The organism is Brevibacillus laterosporus (assembly GCF_030489605.1).
GTDB lineage: Bacteria > Bacillota > Bacilli > Brevibacillales > Brevibacillaceae > Brevibacillus_B > Brevibacillus_B laterosporus_E.
In genome coordinates this window covers 21,195-42,732 of the sequence record NZ_JAUKFY010000029.1, presented here as the reverse complement: position 1 = coordinate 42,732, position 21,538 = coordinate 21,195, and the positions used below count along the sequence as shown (strand labels likewise).

Annotated in this window: 21 protein-coding genes and 1 other annotated feature; all 21 genes read right to left on the bottom strand. The window is 42.8% G+C overall.

Features of this window, described 5'->3' with window-relative positions; translation table 11 throughout:
• Positions 1-14: 14 nt before the first annotated feature.
• The 21 genes from QZ995_RS21390 to murA all read right to left on the bottom strand — a co-directional run bounded on the left by QZ995_RS21390 (position 15) and on the right by murA (position 21,531).
• Entirely contained in the window at positions 15-1,505 is a 1,491-nt protein-coding gene (locus QZ995_RS21390) for an MFS transporter (RefSeq protein WP_437124760.1), read from the bottom strand.
• Positions 1,506-1,548: 43 nt separating this feature from the next.
• Positions 1,549-2,670, bottom strand: a complete 1,122-nt coding sequence (locus QZ995_RS21385) for a mandelate racemase/muconate lactonizing enzyme family protein (RefSeq protein WP_301811544.1) — start codon at positions 2,668-2,670, stop codon at positions 1,549-1,551.
• A 15-nt stretch (positions 2,671-2,685) separates the two neighbouring features.
• Positions 2,686-3,465, bottom strand: a complete 780-nt coding sequence (locus QZ995_RS21380; protein WP_301811543.1) for a TraR/DksA C4-type zinc finger protein — start codon at positions 3,463-3,465, stop codon at positions 2,686-2,688.
• 153 nt (positions 3,466-3,618) lie between these two features.
• Positions 3,619-6,399 (bottom strand): isoleucine--tRNA ligase, encoded by a 2,781-nt coding sequence (gene ileS, locus QZ995_RS21375; protein ID WP_301811552.1) that lies wholly within the window; start codon positions 6,397-6,399, stop codon positions 3,619-3,621.
• A gap of 117 nt (positions 6,400-6,516) precedes the next feature.
• Positions 6,517-6,768, bottom strand: a binding site (T-box leader).
• An 82-nt stretch (positions 6,769-6,850) separates the two neighbouring features.
• Positions 6,851-7,333, bottom strand: a complete 483-nt coding sequence (locus tag QZ995_RS21370; protein WP_003336713.1) for a DivIVA domain-containing protein — start codon at positions 7,331-7,333, stop codon at positions 6,851-6,853.
• A gap of 104 nt (positions 7,334-7,437) precedes the next feature.
• Positions 7,438-8,211 carry an RNA-binding protein gene (locus QZ995_RS21365; protein ID WP_301811541.1) on the bottom strand — a complete coding sequence of 258 codons (774 nt, stop codon included), beginning with the start codon at positions 8,209-8,211 and terminating at the stop codon, positions 7,438-7,440.
• A 16-nt stretch (positions 8,212-8,227) separates the two neighbouring features.
• Complete coding sequence (locus QZ995_RS21360) at positions 8,228-8,491, bottom strand: YggT family protein (protein ID WP_003342671.1); 264 nt, start codon at positions 8,489-8,491, stop codon at positions 8,228-8,230.
• A 25-nt stretch (positions 8,492-8,516) separates the two neighbouring features.
• Positions 8,517-8,945, bottom strand: coding sequence for a cell division protein SepF (locus QZ995_RS21355; protein WP_003342669.1), 429 nt, complete (start codon positions 8,943-8,945; stop codon positions 8,517-8,519).
• A 39-nt stretch (positions 8,946-8,984) separates the two neighbouring features.
• Positions 8,985-9,689: a YggS family pyridoxal phosphate-dependent enzyme gene (locus QZ995_RS21350; protein WP_301811534.1), complete on the bottom strand. Its 705-nt coding sequence runs from the start codon at positions 9,687-9,689 to the stop codon at positions 8,985-8,987.
• A complete protein-coding gene (gene pgeF / locus QZ995_RS21345) occupies positions 9,686-10,516 on the bottom strand; it encodes a peptidoglycan editing factor PgeF (RefSeq protein WP_301811531.1) in 831 nt (276 codons plus the stop codon). The genes QZ995_RS21350 and pgeF overlap by 4 nt, the downstream gene beginning before the upstream one ends.
• 112 nt (positions 10,517-10,628) lie before the next feature.
• Entirely contained in the window at positions 10,629-10,907 is a 279-nt protein-coding gene (locus QZ995_RS21340) for a YlmC/YmxH family sporulation protein (RefSeq protein WP_301811528.1), read from the bottom strand.
• Between the two features lie 205 nt (positions 10,908-11,112).
• Positions 11,113-11,892: an RNA polymerase sporulation sigma factor SigG gene (gene sigG, locus QZ995_RS21335; protein WP_003336705.1), complete on the bottom strand. Its 780-nt coding sequence runs from the start codon at positions 11,890-11,892 to the stop codon at positions 11,113-11,115.
• A 191-nt stretch (positions 11,893-12,083) separates the two neighbouring features.
• Complete coding sequence (gene sigE, locus QZ995_RS21330) at positions 12,084-12,806, bottom strand: RNA polymerase sporulation sigma factor SigE (protein WP_003336703.1); 723 nt, start codon at positions 12,804-12,806, stop codon at positions 12,084-12,086.
• Position 12,807: 1 nt separating this feature from the next.
• Complete coding sequence (spoIIGA, locus tag QZ995_RS21325) at positions 12,808-13,824, bottom strand: sigma-E processing peptidase SpoIIGA (RefSeq protein ID WP_301811520.1); 1,017 nt, start codon at positions 13,822-13,824, stop codon at positions 12,808-12,810.
• 594 nt (positions 13,825-14,418) lie between these two features.
• Positions 14,419-15,567, bottom strand: coding sequence for a cell division protein FtsZ (gene ftsZ / locus QZ995_RS21320; RefSeq protein ID WP_301811518.1), 1,149 nt, complete (start codon positions 15,565-15,567; stop codon positions 14,419-14,421).
• Between the two features lie 117 nt (positions 15,568-15,684).
• Positions 15,685-16,944 carry a cell division protein FtsA gene (gene ftsA / locus QZ995_RS21315; RefSeq protein WP_031413478.1) on the bottom strand — a complete coding sequence of 420 codons (1,260 nt, stop codon included), beginning with the start codon at positions 16,942-16,944 and terminating at the stop codon, positions 15,685-15,687.
• Between the two features lie 169 nt (positions 16,945-17,113).
• The gene (locus tag QZ995_RS21310) at positions 17,114-17,464 is read right to left on the bottom strand and encodes a small basic family protein (protein ID WP_003336699.1); all 351 of its coding nucleotides are present in this window, start codon (positions 17,462-17,464) and stop codon (positions 17,114-17,116) included.
• Positions 17,465-17,466: 2 nt separating this feature from the next.
• The gene (locus tag QZ995_RS21305; protein WP_301811510.1) at positions 17,467-18,207 is read right to left on the bottom strand and encodes a DUF881 domain-containing protein; all 741 of its coding nucleotides are present in this window, start codon (positions 18,205-18,207) and stop codon (positions 17,467-17,469) included.
• Between the two features lie 11 nt (positions 18,208-18,218).
• Positions 18,219-18,932 (bottom strand): DUF881 domain-containing protein, encoded by a 714-nt coding sequence (locus QZ995_RS21300; protein ID WP_301811508.1) that lies wholly within the window; start codon positions 18,930-18,932, stop codon positions 18,219-18,221.
• An 82-nt stretch (positions 18,933-19,014) separates the two neighbouring features.
• Positions 19,015-20,184, bottom strand: a complete 1,170-nt coding sequence (locus QZ995_RS21295) for a cell division protein FtsQ/DivIB (RefSeq protein ID WP_301811504.1) — start codon at positions 20,182-20,184, stop codon at positions 19,015-19,017.
• Positions 20,185-20,274: 90 nt separating this feature from the next.
• A complete protein-coding gene (gene murA, locus QZ995_RS21290) occupies positions 20,275-21,531 on the bottom strand; it encodes a UDP-N-acetylglucosamine 1-carboxyvinyltransferase (RefSeq protein ID WP_212931525.1) in 1,257 nt (418 codons plus the stop codon).
• Between the last annotated feature and the right edge of the window lie 7 nt (positions 21,532-21,538).

The window sequence follows — 21,538 nt, the reverse complement described above, 5'->3', positions numbered from 1 at the left end:
GGCTGAAGAAGCATCTATTTCTTTTTCTCTTTTTCTTTCTTGGTAAGTAGCTTTTCAAACAAATCTCCTAGGTCGAAGCCCAGTTCCTTTTTCAATTGCTCCTGTTTTTGTATCTCTTTTGTTTCCTCTCGCATTTCTAATAACAAAGTCATCTCATCCAAAGCCTTCTGATCCAAAAGACTCTTTTCCTTTGCGGAGGATTCGGCCTCACTGTTAGTACCTGCTGCTTTTGACGAATCCACTGAATTACCGCCTGCTGAAGATTCTTTTTTAGCAGTGCCTTCCTGCGAAGCTCCTTGAGAATTGCTGCCCTTTTGCGGTGTTATAGTAAAAAATGCAATTATAGCAAATAGTAACGTGACAGAAGCAATCGAATAAAACATAACCTTCGTCGAAAACCCCAACAACCACGTAAAAATCGGAGGCCCCAACGCTACTCCTATAAACCGGACACCATTATACAAAGACGTAATCATACCACGCTCTGTCTTTGTAACCGCTCCAATGATCATAGAATTGAGGCAGGGCAGAATCATGCCGGTTCCTACGCTGCCAAATACAAGAATTCCTATTAAGAAGTACACGTTAGAAACAAAGCTTGCCCCGACATAAGAAACGGTAAGCAAGAGCATCCCTGCAATAATAAAGTAGCGCATTACCGTTAGTCTCTTTTTAATAATAGCTCCTGTTATAAATGCCATGATGCTTAAAGCCAGCAGGGGAATAGCTAAAAAGGCACCTTTTAGAACACCATCAATCTGATAGGTCTCCTCCAGTAAATCCGATAGATAAAAAAGCACACCAAACAGTGTAGACAAGCATATGCTACCAATAAAAAAGGCTGGAATAAGCCATTTTCCATTTTGTTTAAATATCTGGCCAATCGAGCCAAGGTACTCTTTAACTGATTTTGGCTGCTTGTTTTGCTTCTTTTCCTTTACCAATAACAAGAAAATAGTCAGAACTACTGCACAAATGACCGGAAAAGCCAAAAAGACTGCGTACCATGTCCATAAAGCGAACAGAGAGCCTAAAATCGGGCTTAACACTTTACCCAGCCCGTTAGAGGTTTCCAATAGTCCAAGCGCCTTACTTTCGGAGGCACCATCAAATAAGTCTCCTACTAAAGCCATAGCAATCGGGGATGTTCCCGCTGCACCTATCCCCTGAAACACCCTGCCTAGAATAATTAACCAATAGGGATTGGTTAACCATAGAGACGCTAACCCTGCAAGCAATCCACCTGCTCCATATAACGTTAAAGCGATCGTTATGACCACTTTGCGATTAAATCGGTCAGATAGATAGCCCGCCAATGGAATAATGATTCCGGCCGCAATAGAAAAAGCAGTAATTAAAAAACTGGTTTGAAAAGAAGTTAAGTGCAATTCCGATTTCATTGTTGGCAATATGGGAATCAACATCGAATTTCCAAGTACCATAACCAGCGGAACACCTGTTAATCCTATGAGGTTTTTCTTGTTGTTTTGAGCTTGAGCCATCATACGTCCTCTTTTCTTAAACGATCAACGTAATCATGAAATGAACTTAGGCCTGATATATACTACCATCCCAGCTATAGTGTGCCAGGATGTCGGTATCGATCTCTATACCAAGTCCTACTCCTTTCGGCAACGTAACCATCCCTTGATGCGGAGAGAGAGGAATTAGTTTGGTAAAGGGATTTTCCATAACATCCCATTCAACTGGTTCGATTTCATCTCCTGTCATCTTGCTCCATGCAGGCAGACAGGCTTGGGCAAACAATGCATGAAGCCTTGTTAAAGCACCATCAAATACATGCGGGGAAACACGATAGCCAAAGCTACGCACGGTTGATAACGTATGTCGGTACCCATCGATTCCGTCCTCATGCATTGGGTCAGGCTGGGCAATATCAATCGCTCCGAGCTGGCACAGATTGTGAAATGCCTTTACATTTAAGAGATTTTCTCCACCTGCTAATGGAATGGGAAGCTTAGATCGCAATAAAACATAATCATGCAAGCGATCCATCGGCATGGGCTCCTCTAGCCACAATAGATTTCTCCATTCCGAAAACAGCTGCTGCCATGCTCCTACACTAGCCACGTCATAGCTCTGATTTGCATCCAGGGCAAAAGACATTTGAGAGTCAAGCTTAGCCATTAAGAGCTTCACGTGAGCTTGGTCCTCTTTAATTGTTCTCCCGCCAATCTTAATTTTGGCCATCCGAAAACCGTCAAGTAAAGCCTGCTCTACTTGTTTACAAGATTGCTGCTCCCAATAAGGCGTATCCCGGTACGATTGAAATGAAGCATAGACGGGTATGGTGTCCCGCCACATTCCTCCGTATAAATCGGATATAGGGAGCCCCCCGCTTTTACTCAAAATTTCCATTAAAGCCATACTAACGGCAGTAGCGGCTCGTTGATGCCACTTTTTCACAACAGTGACCAGCTTATTACGGTCCGTTGCCTGCTTGCCAATTAAATAGGGAATAATTCGTTTGCGAAAGCCTACCTCCAGCGTGGGTAACCAATCAATACATTCTCCCCACCCTTCCCATCCAGAGCATGTCACGATTTTAATCATGTAACAGGAACGATACTTTTTGTAGCCATTTGCATCCCCATAAGGCTCACGTAACCTATGAAGGCAAGGGTATGTCTCGATCCGTTCGATTATCAACTAAATACCTCCATCTTACAGGTTGCTAAGATCATCATTATCATCATCAGCTTCCTGCTTAGCTAAATCATCTAAATACTGGTCATACGATATGAATATCCCTTTTCCCTCGTTTTGATCCATGTATCGATCATACGTATGGCTCCGCATAAAATGAACACTGTCTGGCCCATGGTAGCCGTATATATCGGTGTAACCAATCTGCTCCACGGCTTCTACATAACCATCAGCTTCATCTGCCTCAATATACATATGGTTATAATCTGTTTTATCCATGTCCTGGAAAGAAAAGGGCGTACTGGAGGTTCCCCATGATTCAACGATTTGCCATGCATCTTCGCCATCGAAGGAATTTGCTTCTTTTTCATCCAGCGAAGTTCGTCCAAAGGCTGGTTTCATAAACTGCTCCTCAATTGGACGCTGATTGTTAACAGCAGGAGACGGAGCATGTTCTTTGCATGTTAGTGCTTGCGGAAGGGCTTCTAATCTTTCGGCTGGAATTTCTTTGCCGCAGACGGTGCAAATTCCATATGTTCCTGCATCTATTCGCTCTAGTGCTTGATCTATCTCGCCTAATGTTTCCCGATCCAACTGGTACAAGGCAATATCTTTTTCCCGCTCAAACAATTCAGAAGCAACATCTGCAGGATGATTATCATAAGTGGAAAGTTCGGAGGTAGTTTCACCCATAGCGCTTTTCATGCCATAGTGATCGTTCTCCTCTAAACGTTTTGTTATGCTCTCCCTCTCATCCAGGAGTCTCTGCTTAACATGAGCCAGCGTCTGTTTATCCATCTGGACACCATCCTTACTTAAAAGTGTAGAGCTCTCTTGTTTTGGTAGTATGCCCCACAAAAAAACGTTCTTACTAGGGAATTTTTTTCCCTAATAAGAACGTTCTTTGTAAAATCAATGTAATTGGAATGGAAACGATGTGACCAGGTAAATTTACTCCGTTACATGTGAAAAGTGTTCGTCAACAATCGTAGCACAACGCTCGCATGTAGTCGGGTGCGATTTCACTGTGCCTACATCTTCTTTTACGACACGGCAGCGTTCACATTTTTCGCCTTCAGCCGCAAGTACAACTACGGAAATACCTTCAAGCTTAACAGCCTCCGCAGGTGCTTCAGTGCCAGCCTCATGCATTTCAATATCAGCTACGATAAACAGATCTGCTAAGTATTCCATATCCATCAGCGTTTGATATACTTCCTGCGTGTGCGGATAAAGAACCAATCTAGCATCGACGGAATTACCAAATACTTTGTTGCGGCGCGCTTCTTCCATTGCTTTTAGCACTTCATCACGCACCTCTAAGAAGGTCTTCCATTTTGCCTGCTCTTCTTCGCTGAATACATGCTGTTCATTTACTTCCGGCATATCGGTAAGCTGTACACTCGCCTCTGTTACACCTGGAATAAACTGCCACACTTCATCTGCTGTGTGAGGGATGATCGGTGATAGCAATTTCACTAGATTAAGCAAAATATCATACATAACCGTTTGTGCTGCACGACGCTCTTCGCTATCCGGCGCCTCAACATACAAGCGATCTTTAGAGATATCCATATAGAAAGAAGAAAGCTCGATCGTGCAGAAGTTATGCACAGTTTGGTACACAGTATGGAATTGATATTCATCGTATGCTTTGCGTGTGCGTTTTACCATTTCTGCCGCTTTTGCCAGCATAAAGCGATCTAACTCAGGCAAGCGATCATACTCTACTCGATCTTTCATTGGATCAAAGCCAGCCAGGTTACCAAGCAGGAAGCGGAACGTATTACGGATTTTACGATAAACCTCTGCATTCTGAGCAAGAATTGCATCAGAGATACGATGGTCTGATTGATAATCCACAGAGGATACCCATAGGCGTAAAATATCAGCACCTAGCTTGTCTGTCACTTCTTTTGGAACAATCGTATTACCAAGTGATTTGGACATCTTGCGACCTTCACCATCTAATGTGAAACCATGGCTCAGGATGCTTTTATACGGTGCCTTGCCATGAACAGCTACTGAAGTAGATAAAGAAGAGTTGAACCAGCCGCGATACTGGTCAGAACCCTCCAGATATAAATCAGCAGGCCAGCTTAGATTGTCGCGTTGGCGCAATACTGCTTCATGTGAGGAGCCTGAATCGAACCAAACATCCATGATATCTGTTTCTTTACGGAATTCTTTGCAACCGCACTCGCAAGTCAATCCTGCTGGAATTAGATCAGCCGCTTCACGGGCAAACCACACGCCAGAACCTTCTTTAGCAAACAAGTTAGCGATATGATCAATAGTTTGTTCATTGATAATTGGTTCGTTGCATGCTTTACAATAGAAGATTGGAATTGGCACACCCCAAACGCGCTGACGTGAAATGCACCAGTCATTGCGATCTGCCACCATATTTGCAAGACGTGTCTCGCCCCATTGCGGAGTCCATTTCACCTCTTTAATAGCTTCAAGCATTTGGCTGCGGAAGCCTTCCACCGATGCAAACCACTGCTCTGTCGCACGGAAAATGATTGGTTTTTTTGTACGCCAGTCATGTGGATAGGAGTGAGTAATGAAGCCTAATTTTAACAAAGCTCCGTTTTCCTTCAGTTTTTCAGATACCACTTTATTAGCATCTTCATAGAACAAGCCCTCGAAGCCTGGTGCTTCCTTTGTCATCTTTCCTTCATGATCGACTGGGCATAGTACTTCGATATTGTATTTCTTACCAACGTTAAAGTCGTCTTCCCCGTGGCCTGGTGCGGTATGAACACAACCTGTACCCGCGTCTAATGTCACGTGATCACCCAAAATGATTGGGGAAATTCGCTCATAGAATGGATGCTGTGTCTCAATTCCTTCTAAATCAGAGCCTTTAAAGGTTTGGACAGTCTCCACTTGCTCCCAGCCAATTTCTTTTGTTACGGATTCTACTAGACCAGAAGCGACTAAATATTTATTTCCATCTGCAACCACTACACTATATTCCAAATCAGGATTTAGTGAGATAGCCTTGTTAGCTGGGAGTGTCCAAGGAGTCGTTGTCCAGATGATGACACCCGTATCCTGATCTAATTTACCTTTTCCATCCTTGACCATGAAACGCACGTAGATAGAAGCAGAACGCTTATCATGGTATTCGATTTCAGCATCTGCTAATGCTGTTTCAGAGGATGGAGACCAATATACGCAACGCAGCCCTTTGTAGATATAGCCTTTTGTAGCCATGGCACCAAACACTCGAATTTGAGCTGCTTCATATTCAGGCAGCAAAGTTACATAAGGGTTTTCCCAATCGCCACGGATCCCCAAACGTTTAAATTGATCACGTTGTTTATTTACATAGCTCCAAGCGTATTCTTCACAACGTTTGCGGAAGTCGTTTACTTCGATGTTGCGGCGATCTAATTTTTGTGCATTTACAATCGCTTGTTCAATTGGCAAGCCATGCGTATCCCATCCAGGAATATACGGAGCATAAAAACCAGCCATAGATTTGTAGCGGACGATAATATCCTTTAATGTTTTATTTAAAGAATGGCCAATATGGATATCTCCGTTCGCATAAGGAGGTCCGTCATGCAGAATAAAGCTTGGGCGATCCTTGGTACGCTCCATAACTTGTTTATAGATGTCCATTTCTTCCCATCTTGCTTCTACCTCTGGCTCACGAACTGGCAAATTTCCACGCATAGGAAACTCGGTTTTTGGCAGGTTAAGCGTTTTTCCATAATCGATACTCATCTGTATTCACTCCTTGATTATAGTTACGATACCAGTTTTGTTGCCGGGTGATTACAGCCTATTTAGCATATACAGCTATTTTTTTCCAACAAAAAAAGCCTTTCTAATCCCCGTAGGGACGAGAAAAGCTTCCCGTGGTACCACCCTAATAAACATGATATGGCAAGATAAAAACCGCCGTTTCATGTCCACTCATTTCATTCGTAACGTGAATGTAACGCTCACCTACTCACGTCATGCTAGACGCTTTCAGGTATGAACTCCTGGGTGATTTTCGAGGAGCAGCTCCGTCCAAGCTTTCACCGCCGCCTGGCTCTCTGTTACGGATGTTGGCACCTTTACTATCCCGATCATCGTTGTTTGATATATGGGTAAAAACTGAATAAAAACTTGCTATACATTATAATTCCATCTTTGACAGAACGTCAATGCTTTATTCCGTTAGTTATCCTTCATAGGAAGAATCCATTTTTTGCAAATCGTCCCAATCGCCGTTTTCCAGCATTTCCAATTGCGCTTCAAGCAATGTACGAAAACGCATGCGATAGACAGAAGCGCGTTTTTTCAGTTCTTCAATCTCAATTGCTACCTTGCGTGATTTAGCCAAGGCTTCATTGATAATTCGATCGGCATTTTTTTCAGCTTCCTTTAAGATTAGCTGTGCTTCCTTGCGGGCATTGTTTCTCACTTCTTCTGCTGTTTCTTGAGCAACTAGGATTGATTTGCTCAAATTCTCTTCTAAGTTCTTATAATGGTCCAAACGCTCTGTTAATAGAGACATACGCTCTTCGATTTCCCTTTTTTCCTTGATCATAAGCTCGAAGTCTTTTATGATTTGGTCCAAGAACTCATTGACTTCATCCACATTATAACCGCGGAAACCGGAACTAAATTCCTTGTTATGTATATCAAGAGGCGTTAATGGCATAGACAGTTCCTCACTTTCCCCGTTTTCTTATGTTGGCAAGTTACCCCATGTTTTCGACAGTTTCTATAAAAATTCCTGCCTTGGCTCGGGAAAAATGCGCGTAATCATGAAAAAATAAAAGCTGTCAGGCGTAAACGACCACTCTTAGTTGGCCCTGTTACCTCTGTAATTTCAAATCGACCAAAGCCACCAAGCGAAATCATATCACCTTGAGCAATACTATGCGAGGGGTCCTCGACGATTTTATGATTGACTTTGCATTTCCCAGCACGAATTGGGAGCAACGCCTTAGCCCGCGAAAGGTTGCATACCTCTCCAATAATAGCATCAAGTCTAGCGGACATTACTGTAAAGGTTTTGCTTGTTCCTTTTTTCTCAGGTACTGCAAGTTCAGCAAAAGATATCTCTTGTAAGCTAACGGGAATCCTATGGATAGCAGTAACCTGCATACGCACAAAATCTGCTACTTCTTCGGCCACCACTGTTTGACACGAATGTTCGCTAACCAAGATATCCCCGAACTTTTCACGTTTGATGCCTACATGCAGCAATGCTCCCATGACATCCCGATGCTCCCATGCAATAAAACGTTGGTTACCCTTGATTTCAAACAAGCGCAAGCCAAAATCGACATCCTCAGGTACGATATAGGAAGGATGCAACAGGGCACGCACCCTCTCTGCACCATCGTATCCCCCGGATGCCGATACTCTGACGTCCTGTACTTGTGAAGTAAGACTTTGTAGAATAAAAAGCTGACGTGGATCAAGGAAATCCGTCAAGCGCATGATTTGCCGCTCATCCGCTAGCCTTAACATTTCCAGCGCCCGTTCTACGAATGGATATTCTTCTTTTTTAAAATGATGGTAAATACTCATTTACGGATCGCTCTCTTTACAAGAACCTACTCAACAAAGAAAATAGGCCCTCTCTAGCAAAATACAACGCAATCATGGCAACCATTGGGGATAGGTCAATAAAGCCAAGCGGCGGAATGAAACGGCGGAAAATAGATAGGTAAGGCTCTACCAATCGTTCCAGCAATTGACCAATAGACGTTTCCCTCATTTGCGGCACCCATGACATAAAGACATAGGCAATTACCATGTAAAAGTAGATTTGAAACGCAAAATTAATAATTGCAACCAATGTATACATCTGTTCACCTCAGTAACTTGATGTCTTACTCTTCTACTATTACGCTTGAAATGGTTCCCTGGATATCTACATGATCAGGCGTACAAACAAAAATTTGTTCTCCTACCTTTTGGATATCCCCATTCAAGGCATACACCGTGCCACTGAGGAAATCAATAATGCGTTTTGCCTGATCGTTCTCCACACGTTGTAAATTAACTACAACAGGTCTTCTATTTCGCAAGCTATCTGCGATATCCTGAGCATCGCTATAGTGACGTGGTTCAAATAGCATGAGCCTAATACCTTCCCGGTCTCTGGCTGCATGCAGGCTCACCACATTGCTTCCCGCTGATGATTTCTGGCCATTTTTCTTAGGAGGAGCTTCCTGTTCACGCTCTTCTTCCACATATTCTTCTACGTACTCTTCATTTTCCAGACCAAAAAAATTCATAAGTTTATTCATGACACCCAAATTCCTTCCTCCTCTCCGGACAAAGCCGCTCTTATTCTGCTATTCCGGTTGCACGAGTACGGAGCCCAGCCGCACAAACGTGGCTCCTTCTTCAATTGCGATCTCAAAATCTCCTGACATGCCCATTGATAATTCTTGAACAGTCACTCGAGGTAAATTACATTCTTTGAGTCGTTGTTGCCATTCGCGCAAGCCCCGAAACACGTACCGAATCTCTTCGGGGTCTTCTGTTTGCGGTGCCATGGTCATTAATCCATCAACGCTTATGTGTTCCATATTACTAATTTCTTTGACAAAAGCCAAGACATCATCTGAATGTAAACCAAATTTTGTTTCCTCTTGGGAAATATTTATTTGTAAAAAGCAAGAAACGACAATTCCCAGCTTACTAGCACGTTTTTCTATTTCTTGAGCCAACGATAATCTGTCCAGGGAATGTATGTAAGTAAAACGCCCCACTACATCTTTGACCTTGTTGGTTTGTAAATGACCGATATAGTGCCAAACTGCCTTGTCCTTATACGCTTCGTACTTTGGAAGGGCATCCTGAATCCGGTTTTCCCCAATGTGGGTTAGCCCAGCAGCGATAATTTCCCCGATTGCGGGTGTATCTACATATTTCGTCACAGCTACGACTTTTACCTCTTCGCGCTGACGATTTGACCGCTTACAAGCTGCCGATATTTTCTGCTCAATATCGGCCAAACGCTGTTCAACTGTAGCCTTTGCTACCATTCTAGTCATGTTGTTTGCTCCTTCCATCCAATAAATGAAGCCATTCTGCCTGTGTTCCCTCGATCCTTTCGATGCGAAAAAAACAAATCGTTGCGACAACTTGTGCAATAATGTGTCGTACTAATATGATCGGCAGGAACTCCCGCCTCTTCCACTATTAGCTGATTTAACTGGCGTAAATCCAGCATGTAATGACTGGTTTTGCGACTAGGCTGTACAGCTTGTTCCCACCTAGAAGACGCTGTACGAGCCTTCTGCATCACGCGTTCGTCTACTTCATAGCAGCAGGCCCCGATACTAGGTCCAATTGCTACATAGATATCCTCTGGGTTCGATTGATACTCCCGACAAAAGGCCTCTACCATTTCCCGTCCTATTAAGGAGACCGTACCCTTCCATCCTGAATGAGCCAGTCCTATCGCATTGCGGATTGGGTCAAGAAAAAAGAGAGGGACGCAATCCGCATAAAAGGAGGTTAAGAAAACTCCTTGCTCAGCGGTATATAAGCCATCTGTATTTGAAATGACACTATCTAAACTATCTCTGCCGGCTCCAATCTGGCCGGCAGAAATTTTGGTTACTTTATTACCGTGTATCTGATCAGCGCAGGTCCATGTTTCAAACGAGAATCCCTGCTGATCAGCAAGCTGTTGGCGATTTTTAATGACATGGTTAGGATCATCCCCCACATGTAATCCCATATTACACATTTGCGGGCTATCCGTATTCTGTATCCCCCACCTTGTCGTAAATCCTGCTGTTAGTCCAGGATAAGCAGACTCCCATTTCTTTATATGCAGAGTGCGGGTCGTCTTGTTTAACTGAAATGGTTCCATGTATCTGCTCTCCTCTCATATTACCCTATCTCATATCTTACTGGTTTTGTAGCAGTCAGGGCAAGTAAATCACTCTGATTTTTGCAATATCTGTTTTGCTTTTCGTCAATTATTAGGAAGACTCCTCATCAGCATGCTTGGACTCCAATTTGATTGGTTCCTCTAATCGAACCAGTACAACATCCTTCCCAATCTTAACAATATTTCGCCAAGGAATCACATACTCATTTGAGCCTGCAAACAACCCGAAGAAACGGCCTTCACCCGGAACAACAATCGCCTCGACGCGCCCTGCTTTTAAATCGATTTCTAAATCAGAAATTTGTCCTAAACGCTTTCCATCTATAATGTTAACAACTTCTTTGATTTGAAATTCTGAAATTTTCACCATAGGATCCACCACTCTTTCTTTTCAACTGCTCGCCTTCAAGCTCTCGATATTATGTATATGTGTCTTTCGTTTCAAAAAGTAGTTCCATTAAAAATAGCCCTGTTCAAGAAATATGCTATCGCTTGAACAAGGCATGGGTATAAAGCCTGTTATAATTCTGCCAATGGGAACTGGCCTTTCGTTCATTCTTTAGGTGTTATATCAGCTAGGATTGAACATGCTTTTGCATATGGGAAATCGCCGCTTTTTCCAATCTTGAGACCTGTGCTTGCGATATCCCAATTTCCTCTGCTACTTCCATCTGGGTTTTTCCTTCATAGAAGCGCATGGACAAAATCATTTTTTCTCGATCCCCTAAACGTTGCATGCCTTCCCGAAGAGCAATCTCTTCGACCCAGAAGATATCCTTGTTTTTTTCATCACTGATCTGATCCATTACAAAGATAGGATCTCCTCCATCCTGATAGATCGGCTCAAATAAAGAAACGGGGTCCTGAATCGCATCAAGAGCAAACACGACATCTTCTTTCGATACATTTAAGGCATTAGAAATTTCCACGATGGTGGGTTCGCGGGAGTGCTTATTTGTCAAACTGTCGCGTACTTGCAACGCTTTATAAGCAATATCTCGCAGGGAGCGCGATACCCGAATCGGATTGTTATCGCGCAGGTATCGTCTGATTTCCCCTATAATCATTGGAACAGCATATGTCGAAAATTTAACGTTCTGCCCAAGATCAAAATTGTCAATCGCCTTCATCAAACCGATACAACCCACCTGAAACAGATCGTCTACATATTCTCCCCGATTATTAAACCGTTGAATAACACTTAACACCAGACGTAGGTTCCCATTCACCAACTTTTCTCTGGCAGAGTGCTCACCGCTCTGTAATCGTTCAAAGAGCTCCCGCATTTCTTTGTTGTTTAGTACCGGTAGCTTTGAAGTGTCTACTCCACAAATCTCAACCTTGTTGCGCGACACACCATTCCCTCCTCAGAGAAAAAAAGTCCCTATCCGTATGTACTCTGCCTTATTGCCCTCTCACTTTTGCATGCAAGAAAAAGGAGCAAATGATCCCGTTTAAAAAACAGGGCGGCAGGGAAAATGGTTTTGTAAAAACCACTTTCTGGTATGGATAGGAACAGTATTTCCAGAGGTTCATAAATTATGCGTCACACCATTTTGTTAAATTCTTTTCGTAGTCGTTTGATTATTCGCTTTTCTAAACGCGAAATATACGATTGTGAGATACCTAAGAGATCAGCCACATCCTTTTGCGTCTTCTCCTCTTCTCCAGCTAATCCAAAGCGTAATTCCATAATCACCCGCTCCCGGTCAGAGAGTTTGTCGAGCGCTTTATGCAATAATTTTCTGTCCACCTGATCCTCAATATTTTTGTAGATCGTGTCATTTTCCGTGCCCAGAACGTCTGAGAGCAATAGCTCATTTCCATCCCAATCAATATTTAAAGGTTCATCAAATGATACTTCTGAACGTATCTTATTATTACGACGCAAATACATCAGAATTTCGTTTTCAATACAACGAGAAGCATAGGTAGCCAGTTTGATGTTTTTTTCAGGATCAAAAGTATTCACTGCTTTAATTAGACCAATCGTCCCGATACTAACCAAATCCTCAATGTTAATACCCGTATTTTCAAATTTTCGGGCAATATAAACAACGAGGCGTAGATTGCGTTCAATCAACATACTTCGAACGGCTCCATCACCGGATGGAAGGCGAGCGAGCAAGACTTCTTCTTCTTCGCGCGTTAGGGGCGGGGGAAGCGCTTCACTGCCACCTATGTAATAGATTTCTTCTGCTTTCACTCCAATTTTGAGCAAGATGCGATACCACATTAATTGGACATATAGACGAATTTTTACGTACATGCTAGCCCTCCTGTTCTAATGATGATGTATGAATTCCTTTTATCTTATTAGCTGGTTGAACTGGTTCAATCTCATGGGTGACTTCATTTATTTCTTGGCTTTGGATTAATGCGGGATGCACAATTGATTCATATCTGCCGTCCGCTGATAAGGCAATGGGATTTAACCCAATTAATACACGTTCTGTAACGAGGCGCAGCCCATTGTGTATTACTGTCACTTGCTCTGGACGAATGGCTACCATGAAATCCATTCCCCTAGAAACACTCCGAAACGGTACGAGGCGTAGTTTCCCTTGCCACTCCAGCGGAAGTTCATCCAGTGTTTTTTCCAATCTCTGAAGTTTCTCCCCCTCCTCTCTTGCTGCTTTTAAAATAGATAACGGCAAAATTTGTTCAAATAATCGAGACTCCATAACCATGACTGGGATACGCGTTATGGGTTCATGTAATTGGTTGCCCGTATCAACCAATCCCCGGCATAAGATTACTTGACTGGAGATTTTCACCTCCACCTCCACTAAAAATGCTTCTATTTTTCGTGGTTCCTGAATTGACTGATAGCTTTTCCTGCTTAGCAGAAATACCAGTACAATCCCTAGACACACGATAAGTAATGTTGGCTTTGTTCCTACTCCAAAACTATCGTTATGAGTCACCAAGATGCCTTGGATAATTTCATTTTGACTCGCAGTCAATAGAGTAAGGGCATATACCCCCCCTCCAAAAACAAAGGAAACAAAATAAAAAATAGCCAGATGATGCAGGAAGTGTGTAAGTCGTTTAAAACCAAATGCAATCCATAAAATAAATAGAGAGAAAAGTAGCTTTGTAAACCACGCATATATGCCTGAAAAGGCTGGAAAAAAGTAAAAGGCCACATAACAGCTTCCTACTGCTGATGCAAGCAACACTCTCCACCAAATGATACGTTCTTTTCGAAAAAAAGCGGTAAACCATAATAATAAGGCATCAATTACAAAATTCAGGAGTAGAATGATATCCAGATAGACGACCATGTACTGTCTTCACCTCCGTCTGGCAAAAACAGTATATCTCAATGTATATGTAAAGTCTGTCAAAACTTGACCGCATTTTTTCCCTTTTTTTGTTGAAAAAACATAGCGAGGTAATCCTGTTTTTCTTGACAATAGACTGGGATAGCAATCAATAGAATTCTGGACCTAAAACCAGTCTCCCTTGCTTATAAAAAAGCTTTCATCAGATTCTAGTAAACTCATTTCTTAAAGGAGAATTGGGAAGGGTAGAAAAGTAGACAAGTAAGGATTTTTGATAGTTATCTAGACGGGGTACACATCTTTTTTAGCTAGCGCTTTAATCTGGGAGATTTCTCAGCTAAAACATAACACGTATTGCCACTTCTTTTACGACCAATCTACATTTTGATGGAAATGGCAATTCAGCTGAATATGAAGGCTGCTTCCGTTCCTGAAGCATTCTTCATTAACATTTTTCAAAAATGATGTCTCTTAATTTAATATGATATGAATAAAATAACAAAAAACCTTGCTCTCTTTACAGAACAAGGTTTTTCTATGTTGGTTAGATGCAGATGAAGCTTTATTCTTCCTCTACACTATTTTATCCGATTATTATTTCTTACGACGACGATTACGCAAGAATGCCGGGATGTCTAGATTATCCAAGTTGCTTAGATTAATAGACTTGTCTTCTTCCATTTCACGAGAACGTGAAGGAACGGATGGCTGTTGCGGTGCTGCGCTGCGAGCAGCTTGTTGTTGCATCTCAGCCTGCGGGCGGCGTGTTGCCGTTGCAACATGGCGTTGGTTATCAGCAAAACCAGTTGCGATTACCGTTACTAGGATTTCATTTTTCAGATCTTCGTTAATAACCGCACCGAAAATCATGTTTACTTCCGGATCAGCTGCAGAGGAAACGATATCGGCTGCTTCATTTACCTCATACAAGCTCAAGCTAGTACCGCCCGTAATGTTCATAAGTACACCACGAGCTCCATCAATAGATGTTTCTAGTAATGGACTGGAAATTGCTTTACGTGCTGCCTCTGCTGCACGATTTTCTCCGCTAGCGACACCAATACCCATAAGAGCAGATCCACGCTCGGTCATAATGGTTTTGACATCAGCAAAGTCAAGGTTAATCAAACCAGGGGTTGCAATCAAATCAGAGATACCCTGTACACCTTGACTTAGTACATTATCAGCTGTTCGGAAAGCTTCTAGCATAGGCGTATTTTTATCAACGATTTCAAGTAGGCGATCATTTGGAATAACAATGAGTGTATCTACCTTTTCTTTTAAAGCAGCGATACCCGCTTCAGCTTGCAAAGAACGTTTACGTCCTTCAAAAGAGAACGGCCTTGTTACTACCCCAACTGTTAAAGCACCTAATTCTTTAGCAATTTCAGCAATCACAGGGGCTGCACCAGTACCAGTACCTCCACCCATTCCTGCAGTAACAAATACCATATCAGACCCGCGCAATGCATTCTCAACCAATTCGCGGCTTTCCTCTGCTGCCTTCTTACCTACTTCAGGGTTCGCACCTGCACCAAGACCACGTGTCAGCTTCTCCCCGATTTGTAGCTTGATATCAGCGTTAGACAGGTGTAGCGCCTGGGCATCAGTATTCACCGTAATGAATTCAACACCTTTTACTCCGCCTGCAATCATTCGGTTTACAGCATTGCTGCCACCGCCGCCACAACCAATAACCTTGATTTGCGCTAATTGTTCCATATCCAAGTCAAATTCGAGCATCTTGAAAGTTCCTCCTCATTCATTCATACACGCTTTTCTCAATTTTGTTAAAAACCCGTTGTTGTAGGACGACGGGGCGAATTTTATTGAACTTCTTTATCTGTTCGGTTGGTTTGTTTAAATGAATTCGCTAAACCAATTCTTCATCTTTTCAATGAAATTCCCTTGAGAATCCCGTTTCGGTGCTGAAGGTGCCGGACGGCTTGCCGCTTTTGCAGGGGCAGGCTTCTTGGCCGTATAATTCGTCAGCATCGAGGCATATTGAATGAGGCCCACACCGATGGTATATCCCGGGTCACGCACACCAATATAATCCGGTATAGCAATGCGTACAGGTGCTGCAAGCTCTTCATTAGCAAGCTCCAACATACCCGGCATGCAAACCGTGCCACCGGTTAAAACATATCCACCAGCGATTTCATTCTGGAACCCAAGACGATATACTTCGTCTTCAATCAAATTGAAAATCTCTGCGGCACGAGGTTCGATAATATTGGCAAGATCGACTTGAGTGAATTGTTTCTCCACTTCGCTGCCGATACGCGTTACCTTGAATTTTTCTTCATCGGATGCTTCATCAATCAGAGCACATCCATGTTTTCGTTTCATTTTTTCTGCTACTTCTGTATGTGTGCGTAAACCGAGAGCAATATCATTGGTGATATGGTCTCCACCGATTGCGAGGGTGGAAGTGGCTACTAATTGACCCTGTTCAAAGATTGCGATGGTGGTCGAGCCCGCGCCAATATCAACTAGAACAACACCTAGATTCTTATCGTCCTTAGTCAATGCGACCGAGCTTGCAGCCAATGGTTGCAAAAAGATACCCGCAACCTGCAAATCAGCTCGTTGTGCACATCGTACAACATTGTGGATCACTGTTTTGGATCCGGTGACAATAGTCCCCTCCATCTCAAGACGAACACCGATCATTCCCCGAGGATCTTTTATCTTTCCTAACCCATCAACAACAAATTCCGTCGGTACGACATCGATAATTTCACGATCTGGCGGAAGTGCGACAACCTTTGCAGCTTGAACGACACGATCAATATCCTCTTCACGAATCTCGCGGTCTTCACTGGAAACGGCTACCACGCCCTGCGTTTCGAATAGCTCTATATGGGTGCCAGAGATTCCGACATAAACGTCTTCAATTGTTACCCCTACCATACGTTCAGCATGATCGACTGCTTCTCGGATTGCATGCACGGTTTGGTCGATATCTACAATAGTTCCTCTGCTAATGCCCTCTGAATGGGATTGGCCTACACCAATAATATTGATATTACCGTTATTTACTTCCCCAATCATGACGCGTACTTTAGAGGTACCAATATCGATGCTGACAATAAGATCATTTTGACTGTTTACCAAACCAGTGACACCTCCCCTAGTTCAACTTGTACTTTAAATAAGTGATGACATCTGCATATTTTATTCCACACAGGATACCCATTCCCTTTTTTTTCTTACAATCTTTTTTAAAAATCACAATGGTAATTGTAACCAAGTTATAATTTGGTTGAACCTGATGCTTATTTATTTACACATCACGCTTATTTAACCATTTGGCCAGCAGAATGCGACGAATGATAGCCAGATTATTAAATAAACGTACCCCAAATGCAACAATCGCTGCCATGTATAGATCAATGCCGAGAAAAGCTCCTAAAAAAGCTAGTCCAGCGGCAAACAGCGTATTGAAAAAGAACCCAGATAAAAAGACCCGAACATTAAACACTCGCTCCAAATAAGACCGAATGCCACCAAAAATCGTATCCAAACCGGCTAACAATGCAATTGATACATAGCTGCTATATTCTTGAGGTACATTGATGTTTAGATAAAATCCCGCTATTACTCCTGCAATCAATCCTACAATCGGCAACCACATTATTATGAATCTCCTTTTGACTTCACCGGTTTCATGAACCGCATCTGCTTGTTCCCTGTGAACGGCGGGATAATTAGATGATCCTGTGCTTCCATTTTTACAATTTTATTCATCGATTGAAACGTGCTTTCAACACCTTCTAGCTTCATGCTGCTCAGTAAGGTTTCTGGATCTCCAAGTGCCTTTATTTCATAAGGCAAGCGGATCGTTTTTGTATCCACTTGGATATCTTCGCCTACATTTCGGATTGAGCTATTAGAAATAAGTCGATTATTATTGATAGCAATCACAGTAGCTCCATTTGCTAAAAGCTCATTAGTCAGCCAGCGTAAGTCAACATCAAGCATCAGGTTCGATGCTGATTCGTGTGGAGCGTCTCCTTCCCACTGATTGCCAGATGGCACCTCCATGTTTTCAATACGAATGATAATTCCTTTTCCTTCTACAACATCAAGACCTGCTAATTTTTTGGTTCGGTTTAATTCTTCTTTCATAACACCGATTGTCTCTACAGAACTTAGGGATGCTTCATATTGGGCTAAAAGTTCTCCCTGTTTAGATATATCGGCTAAAAGGTTCTTACTTTTTTCTTGTTCTTTCAATAGAGCTTTACGAAGTTCAATCACACTTCTCGCATCCGCTTGTTTAGGATGTTTTGTGCTCTGGATTTGGGTTGCTAGCATAATTCCTATGATAGCACTAATAATGGTTAATATAAACGTAATTTTACGGTTTTCCAGCATGGTATCACCTGTTAGGAAGAAGAGCTTGTTCCCATTTTCACATCACCTACAAAAGCAGGTAGTTCAATGGAATCTTTCTTCGCTGTTTCAATTTTTATAAACCCTTCAAAAGAATCAATCACCCCTCCTGGTAAATGAAGCGCTCCTTCTAAAGTAACAGGGTCTCCCACTGCTTTAATCACAAAGGGCGCTGCTGATTTTACCCCATTTACAATCACAGTAGGCCCAACGCAACGAATCGAGGAGCTGGTGACCAAGCGTTGGTCATTCACACTAATTCCCTCTGCTCCAGCAACGAATAGCTCATTAACCACTCTCCAAATGTCCTGTTCATGTACGATATTTTGTACAACATTCGTGCTAATTGGACTAGGGTTATCTCGAAGGGTAACCATTACACCAGCTCCTGTCGCTGGCACCGTTCCAGCCAGTAAACGTGCGCGGTCTAGTGCTGTTAAGAGAGCTGCCGCTTCTGATTGATGATTGGCCATTGCTGTCTCTACCTGAGATATTTTACGCTGAGTTTCTGCATATTGCTGCTCAAGTGCCCGATTCTTTTCCCGCTCTGCAATAATGCGTTCGTTCAGCTTGGTTTCCTGCTGAAATTCTTTTTCTGTTTGCACCACTTTTTTATGTAGCTGGGTCAGCTCGATGGAGTTAGCCATCAGAAATCCGGTACTAAACATGACCAGCGTAAGATAAACATGAAATTTCCTAACTCGCATGCCTTTTGTCACCTTTCATTTTCCTTCTAGACATTTACTAGACACTTAGCTGGCTCTATTAGTTGCTTGAACTCCTCGATTTTTATTCAAAAGATGTGGTCGTTTCATCTGTTGAATGAGTATTTTGGTTCCTAATAGCCTCGTTATTGCTTTGGCTATTGTTTTGATTCTGGTTTTGATCCTGGTTTTGATCCTGGTTTTGATTTTGGTTTTGATTCTCATTCTGGTTATTGCCTGTGCTCTGATTATTTAGGCTCGAGTTATTCGAGCTTCCTTCATTTTGGTTTCCATTTCCATTATTCTGAATGTCATTTTTTCGGTTGTTCGTATTTTGTCCATTCTGCTGGTTCCGATTATTTGGATCGTTGTTGTCCGTTGTTTGCGAAGGTTGGTCCTGCGTTCGATTTTGCGTATCTCCATTAGCAGACGTATCTGTCCCTGACTCATTGATTAAGCTGCCATCAGGGTTTGTTAGCTGCTGTAATTGTTGTTGGTTCGTCACATGATGACTGTATTCTTCAAACCACGTCACATCTAAAAGGTTAACAATTCCTTTTTGCCCCTTGGGAATCTCCTGCACAATAGAAGGGTACCAAGGCAGTTTTTTCTTTAGCTGTGAGAGGGTGCTGCGAATTTCATTACCATCCCGCATATTTAGCACCACTTGCTGACTATCATATTTGGTAGGTACTAGCGACAGATCAGAGATTTGGTGGATAACGCCGCCTTGTAGTGAAATAAGCGCTTCGGCCAACTGCTTTAACATTTTTGGATCTTTACTAGACCAAGATTGAATGATAGGTCTGTCCATCATAAGCGTTTGGGTTGGGGGAGTTAAAATTGTCCCATCCTCTAATAAATAGCCCGGCTGCTTTTGTCCATTTACATACAAGGCTGTTCGGCGGTATTCTTGAATATTTAAGCGAATAACACCGGGGAAATCACGGGAGACCGAGATATCTTTAATGCCCTTCAATGTGGAAATACCTGCTTTTACATCGCTATCCCACACATTTAAAAACTGCATGCCGTTGGTAAGAGTAGACGCCTGAATAATCTGCTCCTTCGTGTATAAGATGTTACCGTAGACTTGAATATCAGTTACCTTACTGTAAGGAGAGCGGAAGAATACCACGCTTAAGACTATTACGAAAAAGATAGCCAGAATAATAATTAAACGGCGGTTTCCTTTTTTCTTGCGTGGTGTAGCATTTTTAACGAGCGGTATTCTGTCGTCTTTATACCTATTCAAAGATTCTCCCCCCTACAGTTCGCAAATCCCTATCCATTTACAGCGTGAAAAGCGGCATAACATCCATGCCGCTCCCCCACTTTTGTATGCTTATATGGTTATACGAGAGATAGAAGCACCCAACTGTTGCAGTTGTTTCTCGATACGTTCGTACCCTCGATCTATATGCTGCGTTTGTTCAACAATAGTAGTGCCTTGGGCAGCTAAACCAGCCAATACGAGTGCAGCTCCTGCACGCAGGTCTGTAGCTTCCACTGTAGCCCCATAAAATCTATCCACACCGCGGATAAAAGCTGTTCCTAGGTCAACAAAGATGGAAGCACCCATTCTCTCTAATTCAGTCACATGCTTAAATCTGCCTTCGAACACTGTCTCCTTCATCAGACTGGTTCCATCTGCTAAAGACAGAAAGACCATCATCTGTGCTTGCAAATCAGTTGGAAAACCAGGATAGGGAGACGTCATAATGCGATTAATCGCCCGTGGACGAGAAGTGTTTTTTATCTCCATTATATCATGGTATGTTTTGATTTCAACACCGCTGCCACGTACCAATTCAACCAAAGCTGTCAAATGTTCCGGAATTGTATTACTCAGTTCTATATGCCCTTTTGACAATCCTACAGCTAACAGATGCGTGCCCGTCACGATCCGGTCCGGGATAACACGATAACTGATGGCTCTCAGCCTTGGAACACCGTCAATCTCTATGGTATCCGTTCCTGCTCCGCGGACTTTTGCTCCCATTGAATTTAGGAAATTTTGCAGATCAATGATTTCGGGCTCGCGTGCGGCATTATAAATCCGGGTCGTGCCTTTTGCCAAAACAGCAGCCATCATAATATTCTCCGTTGCACCTACACTTGGAAACGTTAAGAATATTTTAGTACCTTCGAGCGCTGGTGAACGGAAAGTAATATAGCCCTCAGCATCAGTGTATTGGGCACCTAAAGCAGCTAGCCCTGAGAGATGAAGGTCAATTCTTCTCTCCCCGATGGCACAGCCTCCTGGACGTGAAATGGTTACCTCCCCTAGCCGGGCTAATAGTGGCCCCATAAGAAAAATGGAAGAACGCATTTGTCCCATTAAATCTTCAGGTACTTGAGTCTGATTGACACCTGTTGTATCAACCGTGACCGTATGATCCTCGTGGCTTACCTTCGCTCCAATTTCGCTCAAAATTTTGAGCATGACTTCTATGTCCTTCAAATGTGGTACATCGTAGATATGAAACTGCCCTTCAGCGAGTACAGTCGCAGCTAGAATTGGCAGAGCAGCATTTTTGGCTCCATGAATCCGTAGCGTTCCGGACAGAGGTTTTCCACCTTCGATAGCAAAAGCTTCCAAACTTTCA